The sequence below is a fragment of the Planktotalea arctica genome (assembly GCF_002105285.1).
Lineage (GTDB): Bacteria > Pseudomonadota > Alphaproteobacteria > Rhodobacterales > Rhodobacteraceae > Planktotalea > Planktotalea arctica.
The window spans coordinates 339,547-359,577 of record NZ_MUHR01000005.1 but is presented as its reverse complement, the minus strand read 5'-3'; the positions used below and the strand labels follow the sequence as shown (position 1 = coordinate 359,577).

At 57.6% G+C, this 20,031-nt stretch carries 26 protein-coding genes; 18 read left to right on the top strand and 8 right to left on the bottom strand.

Translation table 11 applies throughout. From position 1 onward, the window contains the following. Nucleotides 1-51 precede the first annotated feature (51 nt). From thiD to B9P63_RS06340, 11 genes are read left to right on the top strand one after another with little or no spacing between them, the layout of a single operon-like run. Nucleotides 52-831, top strand: coding sequence for a bifunctional hydroxymethylpyrimidine kinase/phosphomethylpyrimidine kinase (gene thiD, locus B9P63_RS06390; RefSeq protein WP_085307709.1), 780 nt, complete (start codon nt 52-54; stop codon nt 829-831). Next, nucleotides 828-1,808 carry an FAD-dependent oxidoreductase gene (locus B9P63_RS06385; RefSeq protein ID WP_085307708.1) on the top strand — a complete coding sequence of 327 codons (981 nt, stop codon included), beginning with the start codon at nt 828-830 and terminating at the stop codon, nt 1,806-1,808. Before thiD ends, B9P63_RS06385 begins: the two co-directional genes overlap by 4 nt. Further along, the gene (thiS, locus tag B9P63_RS06380) at nt 1,786-1,983 is read left to right on the top strand and encodes a sulfur carrier protein ThiS (protein ID WP_085307707.1); all 198 of its coding nucleotides are present in this window, start codon (nt 1,786-1,788) and stop codon (nt 1,981-1,983) included. Before B9P63_RS06385 ends, thiS begins: the two co-directional genes overlap by 23 nt. A gap of 1 nt (nt 1,984) precedes the next feature. Then, a complete protein-coding gene (locus tag B9P63_RS06375) occupies nt 1,985-2,755 on the top strand; it encodes a thiazole synthase (RefSeq protein ID WP_085307706.1) in 771 nt (256 codons plus the stop codon). Next, nucleotides 2,752-3,348: a thiamine phosphate synthase gene (locus tag B9P63_RS06370; RefSeq protein WP_085307705.1), complete on the top strand. Its 597-nt coding sequence runs from the start codon at nt 2,752-2,754 to the stop codon at nt 3,346-3,348. The genes B9P63_RS06375 and B9P63_RS06370 overlap by 4 nt, the downstream gene beginning before the upstream one ends. Beyond that, nucleotides 3,345-4,301 (top strand): HesA/MoeB/ThiF family protein, encoded by a 957-nt coding sequence (locus B9P63_RS06365; protein WP_085307704.1) that lies wholly within the window; start codon nt 3,345-3,347, stop codon nt 4,299-4,301. The genes B9P63_RS06370 and B9P63_RS06365 overlap by 4 nt, the downstream gene beginning before the upstream one ends. 10 nt (nt 4,302-4,311) lie before the next feature. Further along, a complete protein-coding gene (locus tag B9P63_RS06360; RefSeq protein WP_085307703.1) occupies nt 4,312-5,247 on the top strand; it encodes an ABC transporter substrate-binding protein in 936 nt (311 codons plus the stop codon). Beyond that, nucleotides 5,244-5,912 carry a thiaminase II gene (gene tenA / locus B9P63_RS06355; RefSeq protein WP_085307702.1) on the top strand — a complete coding sequence of 223 codons (669 nt, stop codon included), beginning with the start codon at nt 5,244-5,246 and terminating at the stop codon, nt 5,910-5,912. The genes B9P63_RS06360 and tenA overlap by 4 nt, the downstream gene beginning before the upstream one ends. Then, nucleotides 5,909-6,610, top strand: coding sequence for an ABC transporter ATP-binding protein (locus tag B9P63_RS06350; RefSeq protein ID WP_425439733.1), 702 nt, complete (start codon nt 5,909-5,911; stop codon nt 6,608-6,610). Before tenA ends, B9P63_RS06350 begins: the two co-directional genes overlap by 4 nt. Continuing rightward, a complete protein-coding gene (locus tag B9P63_RS06345; RefSeq protein WP_085307701.1) occupies nt 6,607-6,909 on the top strand; it encodes a thiaminase II/PqqC family protein in 303 nt (100 codons plus the stop codon). The genes B9P63_RS06350 and B9P63_RS06345 overlap by 4 nt, the downstream gene beginning before the upstream one ends. After that, nucleotides 6,906-7,649: an ABC transporter permease gene (locus B9P63_RS06340; RefSeq protein ID WP_085307700.1), complete on the top strand. Its 744-nt coding sequence runs from the start codon at nt 6,906-6,908 to the stop codon at nt 7,647-7,649. Before B9P63_RS06345 ends, B9P63_RS06340 begins: the two co-directional genes overlap by 4 nt. Nucleotides 7,650-8,035: 386 nt before the next feature. Here B9P63_RS06340 and rpsD read toward each other — a convergent pair whose 3' ends face one another. Together rpsD and B9P63_RS06330 are read right to left on the bottom strand one after the other, a co-directional pair. Beyond that, a complete protein-coding gene (gene rpsD / locus B9P63_RS06335; protein WP_085307699.1) occupies nt 8,036-8,656 on the bottom strand; it encodes a 30S ribosomal protein S4 in 621 nt (206 codons plus the stop codon). 152 nt (nt 8,657-8,808) lie between these two features. Continuing rightward, entirely contained in the window at nt 8,809-9,396 is a 588-nt protein-coding gene (locus B9P63_RS06330; protein WP_085307698.1) for a DNA-3-methyladenine glycosylase I, read from the bottom strand. Nucleotides 9,397-9,530: 134 nt separating this feature from the next. Here B9P63_RS06330 and B9P63_RS06325 point away from each other — a divergent pair, with 134 nt between their 5' ends. From B9P63_RS06325 to phbB, 3 genes are all read left to right on the top strand, one after another. Next, on the top strand, nt 9,531-10,367 hold the full coding sequence (locus tag B9P63_RS06325) for an EAL domain-containing protein (RefSeq protein WP_085307697.1): 837 nt from the start codon (nt 9,531-9,533) through the stop codon (nt 10,365-10,367). Between the two features lie 230 nt (nt 10,368-10,597). After that, the gene (locus B9P63_RS06320; protein ID WP_085307696.1) at nt 10,598-11,773 is read left to right on the top strand and encodes an acetyl-CoA C-acetyltransferase; all 1,176 of its coding nucleotides are present in this window, start codon (nt 10,598-10,600) and stop codon (nt 11,771-11,773) included. A gap of 134 nt (nt 11,774-11,907) precedes the next feature. Beyond that, nucleotides 11,908-12,630, top strand: coding sequence for an acetoacetyl-CoA reductase (gene phbB, locus B9P63_RS06315; protein ID WP_085307695.1), 723 nt, complete (start codon nt 11,908-11,910; stop codon nt 12,628-12,630). Between the two features lie 88 nt (nt 12,631-12,718). Here the strand turns inward: phbB and B9P63_RS06310 are convergent, their stop codons facing one another. Continuing rightward, nucleotides 12,719-13,177: a hypothetical protein gene (locus B9P63_RS06310; RefSeq protein WP_085307694.1), complete on the bottom strand. Its 459-nt coding sequence runs from the start codon at nt 13,175-13,177 to the stop codon at nt 12,719-12,721. A 320-nt stretch (nt 13,178-13,497) separates the two neighbouring features. On the opposite strand from B9P63_RS06310, the gene B9P63_RS06305 reads away from it, so the two are divergent. Beyond that, nucleotides 13,498-14,076 (top strand): thymidine kinase, encoded by a 579-nt coding sequence (locus B9P63_RS06305; protein ID WP_085307693.1) that lies wholly within the window; start codon nt 13,498-13,500, stop codon nt 14,074-14,076. On the opposite strand, the gene B9P63_RS06300 is transcribed toward B9P63_RS06305, so the two are convergent. The 5 genes from B9P63_RS06300 to B9P63_RS06280 form a co-directional block, all read right to left on the bottom strand. Next, complete coding sequence (locus B9P63_RS06300) at nt 14,073-15,020, bottom strand: 2-hydroxyacid dehydrogenase (RefSeq protein ID WP_085307692.1); 948 nt, start codon at nt 15,018-15,020, stop codon at nt 14,073-14,075. The genes B9P63_RS06305 and B9P63_RS06300 overlap by 4 nt on opposite strands. Beyond that, nucleotides 15,020-15,358, bottom strand: coding sequence for a tRNA-binding protein (locus B9P63_RS06295; protein WP_085307691.1), 339 nt, complete (start codon nt 15,356-15,358; stop codon nt 15,020-15,022). Before B9P63_RS06295 ends, B9P63_RS06300 begins: the two co-directional genes overlap by 1 nt. Beyond that, on the bottom strand, nt 15,351-16,163 hold the full coding sequence (gene proC, locus B9P63_RS06290; protein WP_085307899.1) for a pyrroline-5-carboxylate reductase: 813 nt from the start codon (nt 16,161-16,163) through the stop codon (nt 15,351-15,353). Before proC ends, B9P63_RS06295 begins: the two co-directional genes overlap by 8 nt. 32 nt (nt 16,164-16,195) lie before the next feature. Further along, the gene (locus tag B9P63_RS06285) at nt 16,196-16,696 is read right to left on the bottom strand and encodes a type III secretion system chaperone family protein (RefSeq protein WP_085307690.1); all 501 of its coding nucleotides are present in this window, start codon (nt 16,694-16,696) and stop codon (nt 16,196-16,198) included. A 223-nt stretch (nt 16,697-16,919) separates the two neighbouring features. Next, on the bottom strand, nt 16,920-17,165 hold the full coding sequence (locus B9P63_RS06280) for an accessory factor UbiK family protein (RefSeq protein ID WP_085307689.1): 246 nt from the start codon (nt 17,163-17,165) through the stop codon (nt 16,920-16,922). Between the two features lie 95 nt (nt 17,166-17,260). On the opposite strand from B9P63_RS06280, the gene lgt reads away from it, so the two are divergent. Genes lgt through pgeF form a run of 3 tightly spaced genes read left to right on the top strand, consistent with a single transcriptional unit; the run spans nt 17,261 to nt 19,955 of the window. Next, a complete protein-coding gene (gene lgt, locus B9P63_RS06275; protein ID WP_085307688.1) occupies nt 17,261-18,142 on the top strand; it encodes a prolipoprotein diacylglyceryl transferase in 882 nt (293 codons plus the stop codon). Then, nucleotides 18,139-19,203 carry a class I SAM-dependent methyltransferase gene (locus tag B9P63_RS06270; RefSeq protein WP_085307687.1) on the top strand — a complete coding sequence of 355 codons (1,065 nt, stop codon included), beginning with the start codon at nt 18,139-18,141 and terminating at the stop codon, nt 19,201-19,203. Before lgt ends, B9P63_RS06270 begins: the two co-directional genes overlap by 4 nt. Next, nucleotides 19,200-19,955, top strand: coding sequence for a peptidoglycan editing factor PgeF (gene pgeF / locus B9P63_RS06265; protein WP_085307686.1), 756 nt, complete (start codon nt 19,200-19,202; stop codon nt 19,953-19,955). Before B9P63_RS06270 ends, pgeF begins: the two co-directional genes overlap by 4 nt. Nucleotides 19,956-20,031: the final 76 nt, after the last annotated feature.

The window sequence follows — 20,031 nt, the reverse complement described above, 5'->3', positions numbered from 1 at the left end:
CTATGGCCTGTGCCTTTTACCATCCTGATCGCTGAACCAAGGGGCGATGACATGGTGGCCAAGGTGTTAACGATAGCTGGGTCCGACTCTGGGGGCGGCGCTGGTATTCAGGCGGATCTCAAGACATTTTCAGCTTTGGGTGTTTATGGTGCCTCTGTTGTGACGGCCGTGACAGCACAGAACACCAAAGCCGTTACAGCCATTCATTCCATTCCGGATGACGTTGTTGCGGCGCAGATCAAAGCCGTGCTGGATGACATCCAGATTGACGTAGTCAAGATCGGGATGCTGGGAACACCGTCGCTGATCGCAGCGGTGGCGGATGCCCTGGCGGGCTACGCCGGGCCGATTGTACTGGATCCGGTGATGGTGGCCAAATCAGGCGATACGCTGCTGGCCGATAGCGCAATTGATGCGTTGAAGTCTTTGTTGTTCAACCGCGCGACCCTGCTTACTCCCAATCTACCCGAAGCGGCAAAACTGGTCGGCGAGGGCAGCACGCAGTCGCAGGCGAACGCCCTTCTGGACCTTGGCGTCGGTGCGGTTTTGATGAAAGGCGGACATGCAGTTGGCGAGACCTGCACCGATCATCTTGTGTCGCAAACGGGAACGCAGGATTTTTCGGCCCCGCGTGTGAACACCCGCAACACCCACGGCACGGGATGTTCCTATTCCTCCGCAATCTCTGCGGGCCTGGCGCAAGGCATGGCCCTGAGCGATGCGGTACGCCATGCGCACACATGGCTACATCAAGCGATCTTGCATGCGGATGAATTGCACGTAGGACAAGGTCACGGGCCTGTTCACCACTTTCACGCACTTTGGAAATGAGCGGCCCTTTCACCATCATTGGTGGTGGCGTGTGTGGCCTTGCCATGGCTGCAGAACTGTCGTCACGCAGCGCGCAGGTCACGGTCATTGATCCCAAAGGCGCACCCGGCGATCATGCCTGCTCTTGGTGGGCCGGTGGTATGCTGGCACCCGATTGCGAAGGAGTGACGGCTGAGCCCGAGATCGTGCGCCAAGGCCGCAAAGCTGCGCGGTGGTGGGAAAGCCACGGAGCGGCTGTGCATCACGCGGGCACGATTGTTGTCGCACTTAATCGTGATCAGAGCGATCTGGCAACCTTTGCGCGCCGTGCGCCGACCGCGACATCCCTATCCAAAACGCAGATCGCTGACCACGAGCCACATCTGGCTGAACGCTATTCCAAGGCGCTATTTTTGGCGGATGAGGGACATCTTGACCCTCGCACGACTCTGATCGCGCTTCATGCGCGGCTGCATCAAAGGGGCGTCCGTTTTGGCGGTGACATCAAAGGTCAGGTGATTGACTGCCGTGGTCTTGCGGCCCGTGATACTCTCACAGATCTGCGCGGCGTGAAGGGCGAGATGCTTGTGGTCCGCTGCCCCGACGTGACGCTGTCACGCCCTGTGAGGCTGCTTCATCCGCGATTTCCACTCTATATCGTACCGCGTGGCGACGGTGTGTTTATGTTGGGCGCAACGCAGATCGAAACAGGCGAACGCGGACGCGCTACCCTGCGATCCGTGATGGAGCTGATGAATGCCGCCTACGCCCTGCACCCCGCTTTTGGCGAGGCGGAGCTTTTGGAGATCGGCGTTGATGCGCGCCCTGCCTTCCGTGACAACCAACCGCGCATTCGGCGAATTGGGGATGTGATTTACGCAAATGGCCTGTTTCGGCATGGATTCCTGCTTGCACCTGCCTTGGCGCAGATGACGGCGGACCTATTGCTAGAGGGCAAGATACCGGAGGTTTGGTATGAAGATCATCGTGAACGGTGAAGCACTTGAGACCCGTACGCCCACACTGGCCGCGCTCTTGGATGAGTTGGGTAAGGGGGAGGCCAAGGTTGCAACCTCGGTCAATGAGGTCTTCGTACCCAAACATCAACGCGCAGACCACACGCTGCAAGACGGGGATCGCGTCGAAATCGTCGCCCCGCGACAAGGGGGATAGAATGCCCACTTTCTACGGCACCGAGGTGACATCCCGGCTGATGCTGGGAACCGCGCAATATCCGTCACCCGCAATTCTGGCGGATGCGTTTCGCCGCTCGGGCGCTGGAATTGCCACCGTCTCTGTGCGGCGCGAGGCGGGCGGCGATCAGGCGGGGCAGGACTTCTGGGCGTTGATCCGCGATCTGGGTACCGCCGTGCTGCCCAACACCGCAGGCTGTTATTCAGTGCGCGAGGCCGTGACCACAGCCCAGATGGCCCGTGAGCTGTTCGACACCAACTGGATCAAGCTTGAGGTCATCGGCCACGCCGATACTTTGCAACCCGATCCCTTCGGTCTGGTCGAAGCAGCCGCACAACTGGCCGAGGACGGTTTTGAGGTGTTCCCCTACTGCACCGAAGATCTGGTGCTTTGCGAACGGCTGGTTGAGGTCGGCTGCAAAGTCTTGATGCCATGGGGTGCGCCCATTGGCACGGGGTTGGGCCTGAATAACATTTATGGTTTGCGCAGCTTGCGCGCGCATTTTCCGGGCATTCCTTTGGTCGTCGATGCAGGTCTGGGCCTGCCGTCGCACGCAGCCCAAGCGATGGAGATGGGCTATGACGCGGTCCTATTGAACACTGCCGTTGCAAAGGCGGGCGACCCTGTAGCGATGGCGCGCGCGTTCGCTCTGGCGGTAGAAGCAGGCGCGCTGGCCGCGGGTGCCGACCCCATGGATGCCCGCGATATGGCGGCCCCTTCCACGCCCGTGTTTGGAAAGGCGATCCTGTGACACTGCCCCGCTTTTACCCGATTTTTGATGATGTGGCTTGGCTGCGGCGCATGTTGCCCTTGGGGATCAAGCTTGTGCAACTGCGCATCAAAGACCAGCCGCAAGACACGCTGCGCGCTCAACTGACCGAAGGTCGCGATTTGTGCCGTGCCCATGGCGCGCTTCTGGTGGTCAATGACCATTGGCAGCTAGCGATTGATTTGGGCTGTAACTGGGTCCATCTGGGCCAGGAGGACATTAACGACGCAGACATTGACGCTATCCGTGCGGCGGGTCTCAAGCTTGGGATTTCGACCCATGACAAGGCCGAACTTGCCCGCGCACTAGCGTTGAACCCTGATTACATCGCACTTGGCCCGATCTATCCGACGATCCTGAAAAAGATGAAATGGCATCAGCAGGGCATTGAGAAGCTCTGCGTGTGGAAAGACCTCGTGGGCGATGTCCCTCTAGTCGCCATTGGCGGGATGAGCACGGACCGCGCACTGGGGGCGTTTAATGCGGGGGCGGATGTTGTCTCGGCAGTTACGGACATCACGCTGCACGATGATCCAGAGAGTCGCGTCAGGGAATGGCTAAAGGTCTGCGGATGAGCCGCTACGCCCGCCAAACTACGGTACTGGGAAGTGCCGCGCAGGATCAGCTTGCAAGAGCATCTGTCCTTGTCATCGGTGGCGGCGGTCTGGCCGCGCCTGTGATGCAATACCTCGTGGGCGCGGGTGTCGGGCAAATCCGAATTGCGGATGCAGATGTCATAAGCCTGTCCAACCTGCACCGCCAAACGCTGTTTCGCGAAGCTGATATTGGCTTGCCAAAGGTCGATGTGATCGCGAGTGCGATGACCGCATTGAATCCCGACACGACCATTGAACCTGTTCACCAGCGCGTCGACCCAGTTAACATTCCAGCCCTTTGCGAGGGCATGACACTGATCTTGGATTGTGCAGACAGTTTCGCGGTCAGCTACATCGCGTCCGATCATTGCATTGGAACAGGCCAAACCCTGCTTAGCGCCAGCGTGGTGGGCAGCGACGGCTATGTGGGTGGCTTTTGTGGTGGCAAACCGGGGCTGCGTGCGGTTTTTCCAGATCTGCCGGACCAGCTTGGGTCTTGTGACAGCGATGGTGTGTTGGGGCCAAGTGTCGGTGTGATCGGCAGCCTTCAGGCACAAATGGCGATGGCGATCCTGACAGGTGATAGGCAAAGCTTGGGACAGCTTGTGACCTATGACGCGCGGGCGCTGCGGTTTGGCGGGTTCCGCTTTGATACGGCGGCTGACCCTGAGCCCAACCCCGCCTTTATCGCTCCGCGCGACATCGCCGCAACTGATTTTCTGATCGACCTGCGCGCGACTGGAGAACAAGGGCCTGACCTGCCACGGGCAAGACGCCATGTCGTGTCCGACTTTGGGCCAGATGGCCCTACACCACACGAGAACCAACGTGCCGTTCTAGCCTGTCGGTCGGGCTTGCGCGCCTGGCAAGCGGCGGAGCGGCTTTCACAACACTGGCAGGGCGAGATCAAACTTCTCGCTCTCGGAGGGTAAGGACACTCATATGAAATACCTCATCACAGCAGCGGCAATATTGATCGCTACACCAGCCTTGGCGCTAGACAAGATGACCGTGCTGCTGGACTGGTTTATCAACCCCGATCACGGGCCAATCATCGTGGCCGAAGAGCGGGGCTATTTCGCTGATCAAGGGCTTGAAGTCGAGATCATCCCCCCTGCCGATCCGTCCGCCCCGCCTAAACTGGTGGCGGCTGGCCGAGGCGACATTGCCATCAGCTACCAACCCAGCCAGCATCTGCACGTGGCCGAAGGTTTGCCTCTTATCCGGGTGGGTACGTTAGTGGCCACACCGCTCAACTGTCTTTTGGTTCTCAAAGACGGCCCCATTCAGGAGATCAGCCAGCTCAAGGGCGGCACGATTGGTTTCTCGGTTGCGGGTGTCGAAGAGGCTGTTTTGAGCGCAATGTTGAACCGCCACGGTGTCACGCTGGAGGAGGTCGAGATGGTGAACGTGAACTTTTCGCTTAGCCCGTCGTTGATGTCAGGTCAGGTTGATGCGGTCATCGGAGCCTACCGCAATTTTGAGCTGAACCAAATGGAGATCGAGGGCGTTGAGGGCCGCTGTTTTTACGTCGAGGAAGAGGGTGTGCCGACCTATGATGAATTGATCTATGTGGCAAACCCCGACCGGATGGATGTAGGTCAGGTCCGCCGTTTCCTGCGTGCGACAGAACTGGCGACACAATACATCGTCAACAATCCGCAAGCATCGTGGGATCTGTTCAAAGGCTACGCGCCCGAGCTGGACGACGAATTGAACGCCAAGGCTTGGGTCGACACGCTGCCCCGCTTTGCCTTGCGCCCCGAAGCGCTGGATGAAGGACGATATACAAGGTTCGAAGCGTTTCTGGCCGATAGTGGTCTTGTCGAGGGCACGCGCCCAGTCTCGGCCCTTGCGGTCGATTTGGGGGCAGAATGAACTTCGGTAATACCTTCGCGGCTTGGCGGGATAACACCCCCGTATGGCTCGCCTATACACGTCACGCGTTTGTGCATGGCTTGGGCGACGGCACGCTGCCGCACGCCGCCTTCCTGCATTACCTCAAACAGGATTACGTCTTTCTGATCCACTTTTCTCGCGCTTGGGCTTTGGCGATAACCAAGGCGGATACGGTCGCGGAAATGCGCTTGGCCGCTGGTACGGTGAACGGGTTGATCAACGAGGAACTCGCCCTGCATATCAAAACCTGTGCTGAGGCTGGGATTAATGAGGCAACGCTGTTTGCAACGCTGGAGCGGCAAGAAAATCTGGCCTACACCCGCTATGTACTGGATGCAGGCCATTCCGGCGATCTGTTGGATTTACTGGCCGCCTTGGCCCCCTGTGTCATGGGATACGGTGAAATCGGCACTCATTTGGCCGCCACCAAAACGTCGGACACCTACGCCGAATGGATCAACACCTATGCCAGCATCGAGTACCAGCAAGTCTGCCATGATGTGGGCAAGCTGATTGATGTGGCAGTTGCCCGGCGCATTGGCGATAGCGCTACGACCAGCCCTCGTTGGGCCAGTCTTCAGGCGCGATTCGCGATGGCGACACAGCTAGAGGTGGGGTTTTGGGACATGGGGCTTGATCCGTGAACCAGCCCTTGCGCATGACAGGATCGGCGGAAATCGACGGCACGCCGATCTTTTCGCAGTTGGACTTGACCCTGACACCGCACAGCTGGACCTGCCTTTTGGGGGCGAGTGGTGTGGGCAAATCCACGGTGCTGCGCCTCTTTGCAGGTCTGGCCGAGGGCGTTACTTTTGACGGGGTCCTCAGCGATACCGGTCGCGTCGCGATGATGGCGCAGCAAGATTTGCTAATGCCGTGGCTCAGCGTGTTGGACAATGTCATGCTTGGCGCGCGCGTGCGGGGGGAACGTCCGGACAAAGACCGCGCCCGTGAGAGGCTGGTACAAGTCGGCTTGGCGGATCATGCTGACAAATTGCCCCCTGCTCTGTCTGGTGGCCAACGTCAACGGGTGGCATTGGCCCGCACCTTGATGGAGGACCGCGCGATCGTGTTGCTGGATGAACCGTTTTCAGCGCTCGACGCACTGACCCGTGCGCAGATGCAGGAACTGACAGCAGATCTGTTGACGGGCCGCACAGTGTTGCTGGTCACCCATGACCCGAACGAGGCCGCGAGATTGGGCCAGAAAATTCTGATCATGACGCCGTCAGGACTTGTCGAGGTTGCCGCCCCATTCACCCCCATCCCGCGCGACATCCACGCACAAGATGTGCTGCGCACCCAGACAGATCTGTTTGATCATCTTCGGAGACCGATATGAGCGCCACACAACATCTGCAATCGCTTGTCGCCCAGGACTGGTACGCCGCGACACATCATCCGTTTACCAATGCCCTGGCCGATGGGACCCTAAACCGTGACAAGATGGCGGGATACTTGCAACAGGACTACCAGTTTATTGAAGGGTTTGTGCGGCTTTTGGCATCCGCCGTGAGCCATGCGCCCACATTGACCGACGCCGCGGCCCGCATGGACGTTTCTGAGACGTTCACACAGGCAGTACGTTTGGAGCGCGCGTTCTTTGACGCGTCCTGGGCTGGCTTCACGGTCGCAAAATGAACGGTTGGCGTGCAGGCATAGCGGCGACCTGTCTGGTGTTGGTGCTTTGGCAAACGGTGATCTGGACCACAGGTGTCGCCCGTTTCATCTTGCCGCCCCCTGCACTGGTCGCCCAAACAATCTGGGAAAGCCGAGCGCTTTTGACGGAGCACGCAGCTGTCACGATGGCCGAAGTGCTCATCGGTCTCCTGCTAGGTGCCGCACTTGGGTTCGTGTCGGCCATCGGGCTGGCTGCATCACCAACGGTACGCGCACTGGTGCGACCCATCTTGGTTTTCAGCCAAGCAGTGCCGGTGTTTGCATTGGCACCTATCTTGACCCTTTGGCTGGGCTTTGGCCTTTGGTCCAAGATCACGATGACCATAATCATCATCTACTTCCCCGTTACGTCATCATTTTTCGACGCTCTGATGCGCACGAACCGCGACTGGATCGGTTTGGCCAAGGTAATGGGCGCAAGCCCCGCTCGGATCATGTGGCATATCCGGGTGCCAGCCGCCTTACCCGGGTTTGCATCCGGCCTGCGACTAGCCGTGGTTTATGCGCCCATCGGTGCGATTATCGGCGAATGGGTTGGGGCCTCAAAGGGCTTGGGGTATCTGATGCTTTTGGCAAATGGACGCGCCAAAACCGACCTGATGTTTGCGGCCCTGATTGTGCTTGCGGTTCTGACAATCCTGCTACACACAGCTGTAAACAGATTGTGCGAAAAAACACTGGACCGTCCGGAGGTCTCGTGACCAGCCCATATTGAAAGCAATTTTCATTGACTGGTCTCATTATAAACGTTGCATACGCGGAGTTGGAAATGCCAAAGCCACCTTTTCCCGCGCTCTTCGGCTTCACACCCAGCACCGCGAACGTAGACGACGGTTTTCATCCTCATGCCTAAGACTTAATGACAGGTTTAACGCCATTATCAGAAATGCGGCAAAGACTTTGCGGCGGATGCGGACGAATGCTGCGTTAGCGAAAGTGCAAACTCAGAGGTCGGCTTTGTCCGCGTTGCGGTCATTCAACTTAGCACCGTTTCCCTACCCCAAAACCTAGCTTCTACCACCCACTCTCAAACAAAAAAGGCCCGCAAAAACCTGCGAGCCTTTCCAATTTCAACGTCAAAAACCGATTAGTTCTGAGCGTAATATTCGATAACCAGATTTGGCTCCATCTGAACCGCATAAGGCACATCGCCAAGGCCGGGCGTGCGTGTGAACGTCGCCGTCAGCTTGGAGTGATCGACTTCCATATAATCAGGAACGTCGCGCTCTGCCAACTGTGTCGCTTCCAAAACGGAGGCCAGCTGCTTGGAGCGATCACGCACTTCCACAACGTCGCCTTCTTTGACGCGGTAGGAGGCGATGTTTACCTTCTTGCCGTTCACACGGACGTGGCCGTGGTTCACGAACTGGCGCGCAGCAAAGATCGTTGGAACGAATTTGGCACGGTATACAACCGCATCGAGGCGACGCTCGAGCAGACCGATCAGGTTCTCGCCTGTATCGCCTTTGACGCGATCGGCTTCCTTAAAGATCTTCTTGAACTGCTTCTCTGTCAGATCGCCGTAGTAGCCTTTCAGCTTCTGCTTGGCGCGCAGCTGGAGACCAAAATCGGATACTTTCGCCTTGCGGCGCTGACCGTGCTGGCCGGGGCCATATTCACGGCGATTTACCGGGGACTTCGGACGACCCCAGATGTTTTCGCCCATACGGCGGTCAATTTTATATTTGGCAGATGTGCGTTTGGTCACGATCTGGATCCTTTCAAGTTTCGTTTTGAAAGGTGCTGTCCTTTGAATTCACCCTGCGCGTGAAGAAAAGCAGAGCGCGTCCCGACAGGCATCCCCTTGCGGGGGCCACCAACACCAATAGAGCAGCGCTTATATGTGCGCGGCGCGCAGAGTCAACCGCCCATACCCGGGCGAACCAGCTTTTTCACCGCATCGTGGCGCGGGCAGGTAACCAAGTGGTCATTTACCATGCCCACCGCCTGCATGAAGGCGTAAACGATCGTCGGGCCGCAGAACTTGAAACCGCGTTTTTTCAGGTCTTTGGAGATTTGCGTGGACAGATCGGTGAACGCGGGCACTTGATCAAGCGAGGTATAGACGTTCTGAATCGGCGTGCCGCCCACGTAGTCCCAAAGGTAGCGATCAAAGCCTTTCTCTTGCTCGATGCTTTGCCAAACGCGCGCATTGGTGATGGTGGCCGCGATCTTGCCGCGATGGCGGATGATGCCTTTGTTTTGCAAAAGCACCTCGATCTCGGCCTCGCCCCAACCTGCAACAATGTTGGGATCAAAACCGGCAAAGGCTTCGCGGAAATTTTCGCGCTTTTTCAAGATTGTGATCCAGCTCAGACCCGCTTGAAAGCCATCAAGGATCAGCTTTTCCCACAGCGCGCGACTGTTGTACTCGGGCACACCCCAATCAGTATCGTGATAGTGGATATAGATCGCTTCGGAGGCGGCCCAACCGCAGATTTCGCTCATCTTTCGTCCAATCGTTAAAATTCACGCTCTGTTCTAATCAAATTGGAACAAAATGGGAATATTAAACTCTTCTTAGGAGATTCGGGTCTAACTAATCCGCAGGCATCGGTCGCAAGTATCCAAGGAGTTCCGCGATGGCGCAACGGCGCAAACGAAATCGGTTAGATCCGTATAGCAATGGCGATCCACTTTCCGCGGCCGTCAACAAGCGCGATCGCTCGGTCATGGACATGGTGCGCGCGGCACTGGAGCACAAGCAGGTGATGCTGGCTTACCAACCAATCATGCAATCCGCTGGCGGCGTCGCATTTCACGAGGGGCTCATTCGCGTGCTGGACGAAACCGGGCGCATCATTCCCGCGCGTGAATTCATCAACGTCATCGAAGAAACGGAGATGGGCCGAATCGTCGATTGCCTTGCGCTGGAAAAAGGCATGCGCGCTTTGCGCCGCAACCCGAACTTGCGCCTCTCGATCAACATGTCCGCGCGCTCCATCGGATATGGGCGCTGGAAACAGGTGCTCGATCGCAATTTGCGCACCGACCCAACATTGGGCGAGCGGTTGATCCTCGAGATCACTGAAAGCTCGGCGATGCTTGTGCCCGAACTGGTCATCTCTTTTATGGATGAATTGCAAACGCGCGGCGTGTGTTTCGCACTGGATGACTTTGGGTCCGGCTATACGTCTTTCAGATATCTGCGCGACTTCTATTTCGATATGATCAAGATCGACGGCCAATTCGTGCGTGGCGTGTCGAGCAATCCCGACAATCAGGTTCTGGTGCGTGCGCTGGTCTCGATTGCGCAGCATTTCGACATGTTCACCGTGGCCGAATTTGTCGAAAATGCAGAGGATGCGAATTTTCTCGCCCAAAACGGTGTCGATTGCCTGCAAGGCTATTATTACGGCGCGCCCACAGTCCGCCCGCCTTGGGAAGCAGAGGAAGAAAAGCTACAGGCAAGCGCGTAACGCCATGGCAGCAGTACCCCCCGCGCACGGGCTGCTCAAGCCATGTGCTCGGCGCAACCCGGCCCCTAACTTTTTAACTGAGACACCCTGTCCGTTTACAGCGAGCAGCTCCGCAGGCTATTGACGCCACGGAATGCAAACCTGAGCAGAATCGCCATCCCGCTTTTCGAAGCAGCGGCGAAAATTGTGCTACAAGGGTCAGCATCACGTCTGAGGCTAGAGGGACCAAAATGACCAACATCGTAATCGCATCCGCTGCTCGTACTGCCGTCGGCAGTTTCACCGGCTCTTTCGCAAACACACCTGCACATGATCTGGGCGCTACAATGCTGCGCGCATTGATAGAGCGTGCAGGCATCGACGCCGCAGACGTCTCCGAGACGATCCTCGGTCAGGTTCTGACAGCGGGCCAAGGCCAAAATCCTGCGCGTCAGGCGCATGTTAACGCAGGCCTGCCGATTGAATCTTCCGCATGGTCGATTAACCAGGTTTGCGGCTCCGGCCTACGCGCTGTCGCGCTTGCAGCCCAGCACATCCAGCTTGGCGATGCGAGCATCATTGCTGCGGGCGGTCAGGAAAACATGTCCCTTAGCCCCCATGTCGCACATCTGCGTGCAGGCCATAAAATGGGCGATATGAAATATATTGATTCCATGATCCGCGACGGGCTTTGGGATGCCTTCAACGGCTATCACATGGGTCAAACCGCTGAAAACGTTGCACAACAGTGGCAAATCAGCCGCGACATGCAGGACGAATTCGCCGTTGCTTCGCAGAACAAAGCGGAAGCAGCGCAAAAAGCAGGTCGCTTTGCAGACGAGATTGTCCCATTCGTGGTTAAGACACGCAAAGGCGACATCATTGTTGACCAAGACGAATACATCCGCCACGGCGCAAACCTTGAAGCCATGGCAAAAATGCGCCCTGCGTTTACCAAAGACGGCTCCGTCACAGCAGCAAACGCGTCGGGCCTGAATGATGGCGCGGCTGGCGCGCTTTTGATGACAGCCGATGAAGCCGAAAAGCGCGGCATCGAGCCGCTCGCGCGCATCGCGTCCTACGCAACTGCAGGCCTTGACCCGTCCATCATGGGCGTTGGTCCGATCCATGCGTCCCGCAAGGCGCTGGAGAAAGCTGGCTGGAAGGCCGAAGATCTCGACCTTGTTGAAGCAAACGAGGCATTTGCCGCACAGGCCTGCGCTGTGAACAAGGACATGGGCTGGAATCCTGAAGTGGTTAACGTCAATGGCGGCGCAATCGCGATCGGTCACCCCATCGGTGCCTCTGGCGCGCGCATCCTGAACACGCTGCTGTTCGAAATGAAGCGCCGCGACGCGAAAAAGGGTCTCGCAACGCTTTGCATCGGCGGCGGCATGGGCGTGGCCATGTGCCTTGAGCGTCCATAACCAGGATCGAGAGGGCGCATAAAACCGCCCTCTCCCATTCAAATCAAAAATTGATCACGAAAGATTATTGCTAAATAGATTATATTTTCGTAATCATATTACCATATAAAATTCAGCTAATCGGAGTCTACACCATGGCAAGAGTTGCACTCGTCACAGGCGGATCGCGCGGCATCGGCGCGGCCATTTCCAGAAAACTCAAAGCAGACGGTTTCACTGTCGCGGCCACATATGCGGGCAACGACGAAGCGGCCGCGGCCTTCACGGCCGAAACCGGCATCAAAACCTACAAATGGAACGTCGCAAGCTATGAGGAAAGCGCCGCGGGCATCGCTCAGGTCACCGCCGACCTCGGCGCGATCGAAGTTGTCGTCGCGAACGCGGGCATCACCAAAGACGCGCCATTCCACAAAATGACGCCTGAAATGTGGAACCAGGTGATCGACACGAACCTCACCGGCGTGTTCAACACAGTCCACCCGATCTGGCCCTCCATGCGTGAAAACAAGTTTGGCCGCGTGATCGTGATTTCTTCGATCAATGGTCAAAAAGGTCAGTTCGCACAGGTTAACTACGCGGCGACGAAAGCCGGCGATCTGGGCATCGTTAAATCCTTGGCGCAAGAAGGCGCACGCGCGGGCATCACAGCCAACGCCGTTTGCCCGGGCTACATCGCGACCGAAATGGTCATGGCCGTTCCCGAGAAAGTCCGCGACAGCATCATCAGCCAGATCCCAGCGGGCCGCCTTGGTGAGCCTGAGGAAATCGCACGTTGCGTGGCATTCCTTGCCTCTGACGATTCAGGTTTCATCAACGGCTCCACGATTTCGGCCAATGGTGCGCAGTACTTCGTCTAAGTCGCGCACGGCCTGAACATAGAAAAGCCCCGGCCATGACGGTCGGGGCTATTTCATCCAAAACTGTCGGAAAATGCGCGGCTATCTCTTAACCGTGCTCCTCTTCCAGATGCAGCTTCATGTCGATCAGAACCTGCTGAATTGCCAAGGTTTCTTTCAACAGGCGCTTGGCTTCGTTCACTGTGATCACCCCGTCATCTATGGAAGTGTTATACTCTGCCATCAACATCGCGAAACGTTGGCTTAGCGCGATCACATCCTGATTTATTCCGCCTTTGCCATCGGTATTGCGGCGTCGCTCGTCAAAGGACAGAGTAATGCCTTTGAGCTCGGCCAACGCAGCCGTGACATGCGGATAGGACGAAGCCTCTTCCAAAGCGGCGACTGCATCTACCGGCATAAACCGGTCTGCGTGCTCATCGTTGTCGGAGTAATATCGCCCCAACGTCGCTTTGGATTTACCCGTCAATTCGCACGCAGGTTCGATCCCCACATCCTTGACCAAGGCTTCCGTGTGTTTTTTCAAATAACTGCCAACTCCGGCCATGCGATATCCCTAACGTGCCCCCCGTGAATAGAGGGGAAGTTCCTAGTTACATTCCCATTCATCCTTTAGCGGGAATGTGGCAATTGTAAACCGTTCCTCATGTTTTGGAACATTTGAGTGCCTCGTCCCCCTCATTTGGGGGGTGTGAAACTGGACGGCGCACATTGCAACAATTGCTGCGAGCGATGTGCATCGGCGGTGTTAAGAGTATCGGACGCGCGAGGATTGGCATGCCATTCTTGTGCGTCCATTTTGATTTCTAGGGCTCTTTACCCGTTCAGCATCTTGCCAGCGCGTCAATTCCTCGGCAAAACGCGCCCATGGCCAAGCTCTATTTCCACTACTCCACGATGAACGCAGGCAAGTCGACTGTCTTGCTGCAAGCCGCGCACAACTACATCGAAAATGACATGCAGGTGTATTTGCTCACCGCTCGGTTTGACAATCGGGCAGGTGACGGGCGCATTGCCAGCCGGATCGGAATTGGTAAAGAGGCGGACACATTTGATGTGGGCGATGATCTTTTTGCCAAGATCTTGCAGCGCCTGGCGCAAGGGCCTTGTGCCTGTATTTTCGTCGATGAATCCCAGTTTTTGACAGAAGCGCACGTCTGGGAGCTTGCCCGCGCGGTGGACGATCTAAAGGTGCCGATCATGTGCTACGGGTTGCGCGTTGATTTTCGCGGCAAGCTGTTTCCGGGCTCTGCTGCCCTACTCGCGCTCAGCGACGAAATGCGCGAGGTGCGCACGATTTGTCATTGCGGGAAGAAGGCGACGATGGTCATCCGTCAGGACGATAATGGCCGCGTTATGACCGAGGGCGAGCAGGTGCAAATTGGCGGCAACGAGACCTATGTCTCCCTGTGCCGCCGTCATTGGCGCGCCGCGACAGGACATTAGACAGGGTTGGGAACCGGCTTGCCTACGGCATATGCCACGGCATTTTCGACTGCCATCATCCCCATGCTTGTGCGCACTTCCAGCGTCGCAGTGCCCAGATGCGGCAACAGCGTGACTGTCTCCATCTGCTTTAGCGCCTCGGGCACCTTCGGCTCGAACTCATAAACATCAAGCCCTGCGCCTGCGATTTGCCCCGCTTGCAAGGCTGCAATCAACGCCGCCTCCTCGACGATCTCGCCGCGTGCGATGTTGATCAGATGCGCATGGGGCTGCATCACGGCCAGCACTTCGGCATTCACCAGATGACGCGTTGCGCCGCCCGGAACCGCGACCACCAGAACATCGACCTGCTGCGCCAATGCGATCAACGATCCGACCTGCGTCGCCTCGAAATCCACGGTCTTGGCGGAGCGGTTGAAATAACTCACCTGCATGCCAAAACCGAAATGACAGCGCCGTGCGATCGCTTCGCCAATGCGCCCCATGCCCAGAATACCCACATGTTTGCCCGATAAATGTAGCCCGAGCATTTGCGTCGGATGCCAGCCTTCCCACGCGCCGGAACGCACAAGCCGGTCGCCCTCGCCCGCGCGGCGTGCGCTCATCAGCATCAAGGTCATCGCAATATCTGCGGTCGCGTCTGTCACAGCGCCGGGTGTGTTACTCACCTGAATCCCTGCCGCTTTGGCCGCATCAATGTCGATATGGGTAAAGCCCACGCCAAAATTAGCCAGCATTTTGGCGCGCAGCTGCGCGACATCCGTGAAAACATCAGCAGAAAACACATCACCTAAGGTCGGCAAAACAACGTCGAAGTTCGCCAGCGCACGGCGCAGTTCTGCGGCCTCCATAGGAGCAGTACTCTCGCGCACCTCGACATCGAACGTGGCGCGCGCAGCTTCGATAACGGCTTGCGGCAAAGGCCTAGTGATCAGCAGCTTCATCAAAACAAACGCACTCCTTTAGGAACGTCCAGATCTGGCGCAATCAGCACCACTTCGCCGTCCGCGTCCGGCACGCCAAGCACTAGAACTTCGCTCATGAACTTGCCAATCTGGCGCGGTGGGAAATTTACCACGGCCATGACCTGTCGGCCAATCAGTTGCTCTGGCGTGTAATGCGCCGTCACCTGCGCCGAACTTTTCTTGATCCCCAGATCGCCGCCGAAATCAACCTGCATTTTTATCGCAGGCTTGCGCGCTTCGGGGTAGGCTTCGGCGTGGATCACGCAGCCGACGCGAATATCGACCTGCATGAAATCATCGAAAGCTATTTCAGCCATTGCCAAGCTCCCTAGAGCGATCGCTCGCCGCTTTCACCGTCGCTTGCATCAAGGGCGCAAGGCCATCCGCAGCCATCAAGACCTCCAGCCCCGCCTGCGTCGTGCCGTTTGGAGAAGTGACATTGACGCGCAATTGCTCAGGTGTTTCGGCGGCACTTTCCGCCAAGGCTCCTGCCCCTGAGATTGTCGCTTTGGCCAATTGCATCGCCAAATCCTCGGGCAAACCTTGTGCTGCGCCGGCGGCAGCAAGCGCGTCGATCATGTAGAATAAATAAGCCGGCCCTGAGCCGGAAACACCCGTAACAGCATCCATCTGCCCTTCGTTTTGCAAGCGCACGACCTGTCCGACTGCACTCAACAAGGTACCGGCGAGGTCCATATCAGCGGCGTCTGCACGCGCATTTCCGATGATCGCCGTAATGCCTTTGCCCACTGCCGCAGGCGTGTTCGGCATAGCGCGAACGACGCAGGCACCATCGCCCAAAGCCGTCTCGTAGGCTGCGATCGACACGCCCGCCGCGACGGATAGAAATACCGTGCCATCCTTTGGCAAAGCCGCCAAAGCGGGCAAGGCTTCGCCCATCATCTGCGGTTTGACAGCAATCAGAACCACCGCCGGATTTCTGGGAAAGCCCTCGTTGATATGCACGCCGCTCGAGCGCAGCCACTCGGACGGATACGGATCCTGAACCCAGACCGATCCAGCAGGCAGGCCGCCATCAAGCCATCCGACCAACATGGCAGAGCCCATTTTTCCGCATCCCAGCAGGACAAGCCCGCGCTCAGCAACAGTCTCTAATGTCATGTAGCCCCCGAAATTAAACATTTAAGGAAAGGTTACGCGCGACCATAAGCCTCTGCAATGGCGACCTGGAGCGCATCTTCTGCACTGCGCTCGCCCCAAACGACCAGTTGCAACGCGGGATAGTACCGCTCTGCGCTCATTACCGCTGCGTTGATCATCGTATCGATCTGATCGGGGCCCGCGACTTGGCCACCCGCCAGAACCAGCCCGTAGCGGTAAACCATCAACTGCTGGTCTTCCCAATAGGTGAACGAACCGGCCCAACAACGATCGTTGATCGCGTTCAGCACTTCGTAAAGGCGCGGAAGCGCGGCTTTTGGTGGCTCCATCTCAAAGGTGCAAATCAGGCGCAGAGTTTCGTCATAACCCGACCAGGCCAGCGTAATCGAATAAGTGCGCCACTGGCCCTCGACCTGCATCGCAATCTGATCGTCATGGATGCGGTCAAATTCCCAGTCGTGATGCTCGGCCAGATGCTCCACCAGATCAATCGGGTGGATATCATCCTCGATAAATTGCTCAAGACTTGCCATTGCTCTGCCCCTATGCCTTCTCAACCGGTGGGCCTTTTGGCCTCTAGGTCTGGGTGCTACACTTAGATATCGCGTGTATCACGACAACCTATACCACATATCGTGAGGGCGCGCAGGGCCTGTGTAAAGCTATAACTTGGGGATAACCGCAATAAGTTGTGGACAAAACAAAGCACGCCACAAGATGCGGCAGGCTCGATAGCATATCAGCGTTAACGAAGTGTTACTTGCTGGCGGCGTCCATCGCGTCCAGTCGCGTTTTCAGCGCTTCGTTCTCTTCACGCGCTTTTTGCGCCATGGCGCGCACCGCATCAAATTCCTCGCGCGTTACGAAATCGCGATCGGCCAGCCAGCGGTCCACCAAAGACTTCATCGCCGTCTCTGCTTCGCTCTTGGCGCCCTGCGCCACGCCCATAGCGTTGGTCATAAGCTGCGAGATATCGTCCAAAACTTTGTTTCGCGTTTGCATAGTTGCCTCCGGCCATTCATTTGAGTGATATATGGGCCTGATCGTAGCAGGTCACAAGGCGTCAACTGGGCGCATGAAGGTATAGGGCAGCAAATATGCGCGCAGCAATTCCATTTCCTCCCATTTCGCCGGACATTTTTTCGGTCACACTTTTCGGCCTCGACTTCGCCCTGCGCTGGTATGCGCTGGCCTATATCGTCGGCATCCTAATCGGCTGGCGGCTCGCCTTGATGGCGGTGAAAACCGCGCGATTGTGGCCCGAGGACAAATCCCCGATGAGCACTGCGCAGGTCGAAGATTTGCTAACCATGGTTATCCTTGGCGTAATCGTCGGCGGGCGCATCGGATATGTAGTCTTCTATCAGCCTGCCTATTATCTCGCCCATCCTGCCGAAGCGTTAATGATCTGGCAAGGCGGCATGTCCTTTCACGGCGGCCTGCTTGGCGTGATCGCGGCAGGGCTGTATTTCTGCACGCGAAACGGTGTGCCCAAACTGCAAGCCGCGGATATGATGGCGCTGGCCGTCGCGCCAGGGCTGTTGCTGGGCCGTATCGCAAATTTCATCAACGCCGAACTTTGGGGGCGTCAGACCGACATGCCTTGGGGCGTGATTTTCCCCGGACAGGCGGCGCAGGAGTGCGGCCCGTTGATCGAGATTTGCGCGCGTCATCCATCCCAGCTTTATGAGGCCGCATTAGAGGGCGTGTTGCTTGGCACACTGCTTTTATGGCTCGCATGGCGGCGCGGCGCACTTCAAACGCCGGGCCTCGTCATGGGCACGTTTTTCGCGGGCTACGGTCTTGCGCGCTTCATCGTCGAATTTTTCCGCCAGCCAGACGCACAATTCATTTCGCTCGACAATCCCCTTGGCCTCGCGCTGCAAACGGGCGGATACGGCTTTACCATGGGCCAGCTTTTGTCGATCCCGATGATCCTTTTGGGCATCTGGTTCATTCTGCGCGCGCGCAAAGCATGACAGCCCTCGAAACGATCCTGAAAGCGCAGATCAGCGCGCAAGGCCCGATGAGCGTGGCGCAATTTATGAGCCTTTGCCTGCTGCACCCCAAGCATGGCTACTACAGTACGCGCGATCCATTAGGCACCGGCGGCGATTTCATTACCGCGCCAGAGATCAGTCAGATGTTCGGCGAATTGATTGGCCTGTGTTTGGCGCAGGTCTGGATAGATCAGGGCCAGGCTGCAAAAGTCGCTTTGGTCGAGCTTGGCCCCGGGCGCGGCACGCTGATGGCAGATATCTTGCGTACCATCCGCGCGGTCCCCGGCTTTGCCGCAGCTTGCGATGTGCATTTGATCGAAGCTTCGCCCCACTTGCGCGCCGCTCAGAAAAACACACTGACAGGCTATATTCCGACATGGCACGATAGCGTTGCTACCCTGCCCGACGATCAGCCGATCTACTGCGCTGCGAACGAATTTTTCGACGCGCTGCCGATCCGTCAAATGATCCGCAACGGCGATGGCTGGCGCGAGCGCATGATCGGGCTTGAGGGCGATACGCTGTCCTTCGGGCTGAGCGAGGTGGCACCGTTAGACGCGCTTGCGCATCGTTTGGAGGATACGAAAGACGGCGATCTGGTCGAGCACTGCCCTGCGGCAAGCGCAATCATGCAAACGCTTGGTGCGCGGATCGAGGCCAATGGCGGTGCGGCGCTGATCTTTGATTACGGCGATTGGCGCTCGCTTGGCGATACACTGCAAGCCGTGCGAGACCACGAAATGGTCGACCCGCTTCACAGGCCCGGGCAAAGCGATCTAAGCGCGCATGTGGATTTCGAAGCGCTGATCGCCGATCTGCACTGCCACCACTCCCGGCTCACCCTTCAGGGGATATTTCTCGAACGTCTCGGCATTACGCAGCGCGCGCAGGCGCTTGCGAAATCCCTGAGCGGGCCGGCGCTGGATCAACATATCGCCGCGCACAAACGCTTGACCCATGCGGATGAAATGGGAACGATATTCAAGACCCTCGCGCTGTTTCCTGAAGGTGCGAACCCACCTGCGGGATATGAGACATGATATTGGAGCGCCTCAAGGCCGATAATCTGGGCGCGGTTCGGCACGGATTTTATACGCGCAAGGGCGGGGCCTCTTCTGGTATCTTTCAAGGGCTGAACTGCGGCGTCGGATCTTCGGATCAACGCGATATCGTCGCGATCAATCGCGCCCGCGTGGCCAGCGATATGGGCGTTGCGCCGACCGCTCTGGTGGGCGTGCATCAATATCATAGCGCGGACGTGGTTGTGATCGACGCACCAAGCGATGCCCGCCCCAAGGCCGATGCGATGGTCACGAACCAACCAAATATTGCGCTGGGAATTCTGACCGCCGATTGCCAGCCGGTGCTGTTTGCCGACCCCAAGGCTGGTGTGATCGGCGCAGCCCACGCGGGATGGAAGGGCGCGCTTGACGGCGTCCTTTCGCGCACGGTTGAAGCAATGGAAGCGCTTGGCGCGGCGCGCGCAGACATTAGCGCCGCGATCGGCCCGTGCATTTCACAAAAAGCCTATGAGGTCGGACCGGAGTTCTTCGAGGATTTTATCGCGCAAGACCATGGCTATTCGCAGTTCTTCGCGGGCGGCAACGAGGATCGCATGCAGTTCGATCTGCCCGGTTTCGGCCTGCACATGCTGCGCGAGGCAGGTGTGGGCCACACCGCATGGATCGGCCATTGCACCTATAGCGACGATGCGCGCTTTTATTCTTATCGGCGGACCACGCACCTTAACGAGGCAGATTACGGGCGCCTGATCTCTGTTATCCGTTTGTGAACAATCACATTGTTTTCGCGCTATTAACCTAAATCCACCCAAAGCCCGCCACGTTTGCGCCCCAATCGGGCGGCAA

What these genes read in the sequence shown, in the direction of transcription:
- B9P63_RS06340 (WP_085307700.1), top strand. Translation starts at nt 6,906, where the DNA reads ATGAACGGTTGGCGTGCAGGCATAGCGGCGACCTGTCTGGTGTTGGTG.
- B9P63_RS06320 (WP_085307696.1), top strand. Translation starts at nt 10,598, where the DNA reads ATGACCAACATCGTAATCGCATCCGCTGCTCGTACTGCCGTCGGCAGT.
- thiS (WP_085307707.1), top strand. Translation starts at nt 1,786, where the DNA reads ATGAAGATCATCGTGAACGGTGAAGCACTTGAGACCCGTACGCCCACA.
- B9P63_RS06325 (WP_085307697.1), top strand. Translation starts at nt 9,531, where the DNA reads ATGGCGCAACGGCGCAAACGAAATCGGTTAGATCCGTATAGCAATGGC.
- pgeF (WP_085307686.1), top strand. Translation starts at nt 19,200, where the DNA reads ATGATATTGGAGCGCCTCAAGGCCGATAATCTGGGCGCGGTTCGGCAC.
- B9P63_RS06375 (WP_085307706.1), top strand. Translation starts at nt 1,985, where the DNA reads ATGCCCACTTTCTACGGCACCGAGGTGACATCCCGGCTGATGCTGGGA.
- B9P63_RS06310 (WP_085307694.1), bottom strand. Translation starts at nt 13,177, where the DNA reads ATGGCCGGAGTTGGCAGTTATTTGAAAAAACACACGGAAGCCTTGGTC.
- B9P63_RS06345 (WP_085307701.1), top strand. Translation starts at nt 6,607, where the DNA reads ATGAGCGCCACACAACATCTGCAATCGCTTGTCGCCCAGGACTGGTAC.
- B9P63_RS06280 (WP_085307689.1), bottom strand. Translation starts at nt 17,165, where the DNA reads ATGCAAACGCGAAACAAAGTTTTGGACGATATCTCGCAGCTTATGACC.
- B9P63_RS06285 (WP_085307690.1), bottom strand. Translation starts at nt 16,696, where the DNA reads ATGGCAAGTCTTGAGCAATTTATCGAGGATGATATCCACCCGATTGAT.
- B9P63_RS06365 (WP_085307704.1), top strand. Translation starts at nt 3,345, where the DNA reads ATGAGCCGCTACGCCCGCCAAACTACGGTACTGGGAAGTGCCGCGCAG.
- phbB (WP_085307695.1), top strand. Translation starts at nt 11,908, where the DNA reads ATGGCAAGAGTTGCACTCGTCACAGGCGGATCGCGCGGCATCGGCGCG.
- proC (WP_085307899.1), bottom strand. Translation starts at nt 16,163, where the DNA reads ATGACATTAGAGACTGTTGCTGAGCGCGGGCTTGTCCTGCTGGGATGC.
- thiD (WP_085307709.1), top strand. Translation starts at nt 52, where the DNA reads ATGGTGGCCAAGGTGTTAACGATAGCTGGGTCCGACTCTGGGGGCGGC.
- lgt (WP_085307688.1), top strand. Translation starts at nt 17,261, where the DNA reads ATGCGCGCAGCAATTCCATTTCCTCCCATTTCGCCGGACATTTTTTCG.
- B9P63_RS06360 (WP_085307703.1), top strand. Translation starts at nt 4,312, where the DNA reads ATGAAATACCTCATCACAGCAGCGGCAATATTGATCGCTACACCAGCC.
- B9P63_RS06330 (WP_085307698.1), bottom strand. Translation starts at nt 9,396, where the DNA reads ATGAGCGAAATCTGCGGTTGGGCCGCCTCCGAAGCGATCTATATCCAC.
- B9P63_RS06305 (WP_085307693.1), top strand. Translation starts at nt 13,498, where the DNA reads ATGGCCAAGCTCTATTTCCACTACTCCACGATGAACGCAGGCAAGTCG.
- B9P63_RS06270 (WP_085307687.1), top strand. Translation starts at nt 18,139, where the DNA reads ATGACAGCCCTCGAAACGATCCTGAAAGCGCAGATCAGCGCGCAAGGC.
- B9P63_RS06300 (WP_085307692.1), bottom strand. Translation starts at nt 15,020, where the DNA reads ATGAAGCTGCTGATCACTAGGCCTTTGCCGCAAGCCGTTATCGAAGCT.
- B9P63_RS06385 (WP_085307708.1), top strand. Translation starts at nt 828, where the DNA reads ATGAGCGGCCCTTTCACCATCATTGGTGGTGGCGTGTGTGGCCTTGCC.
- B9P63_RS06295 (WP_085307691.1), bottom strand. Translation starts at nt 15,358, where the DNA reads ATGGCTGAAATAGCTTTCGATGATTTCATGCAGGTCGATATTCGCGTC.
- tenA (WP_085307702.1), top strand. Translation starts at nt 5,244, where the DNA reads ATGAACTTCGGTAATACCTTCGCGGCTTGGCGGGATAACACCCCCGTA.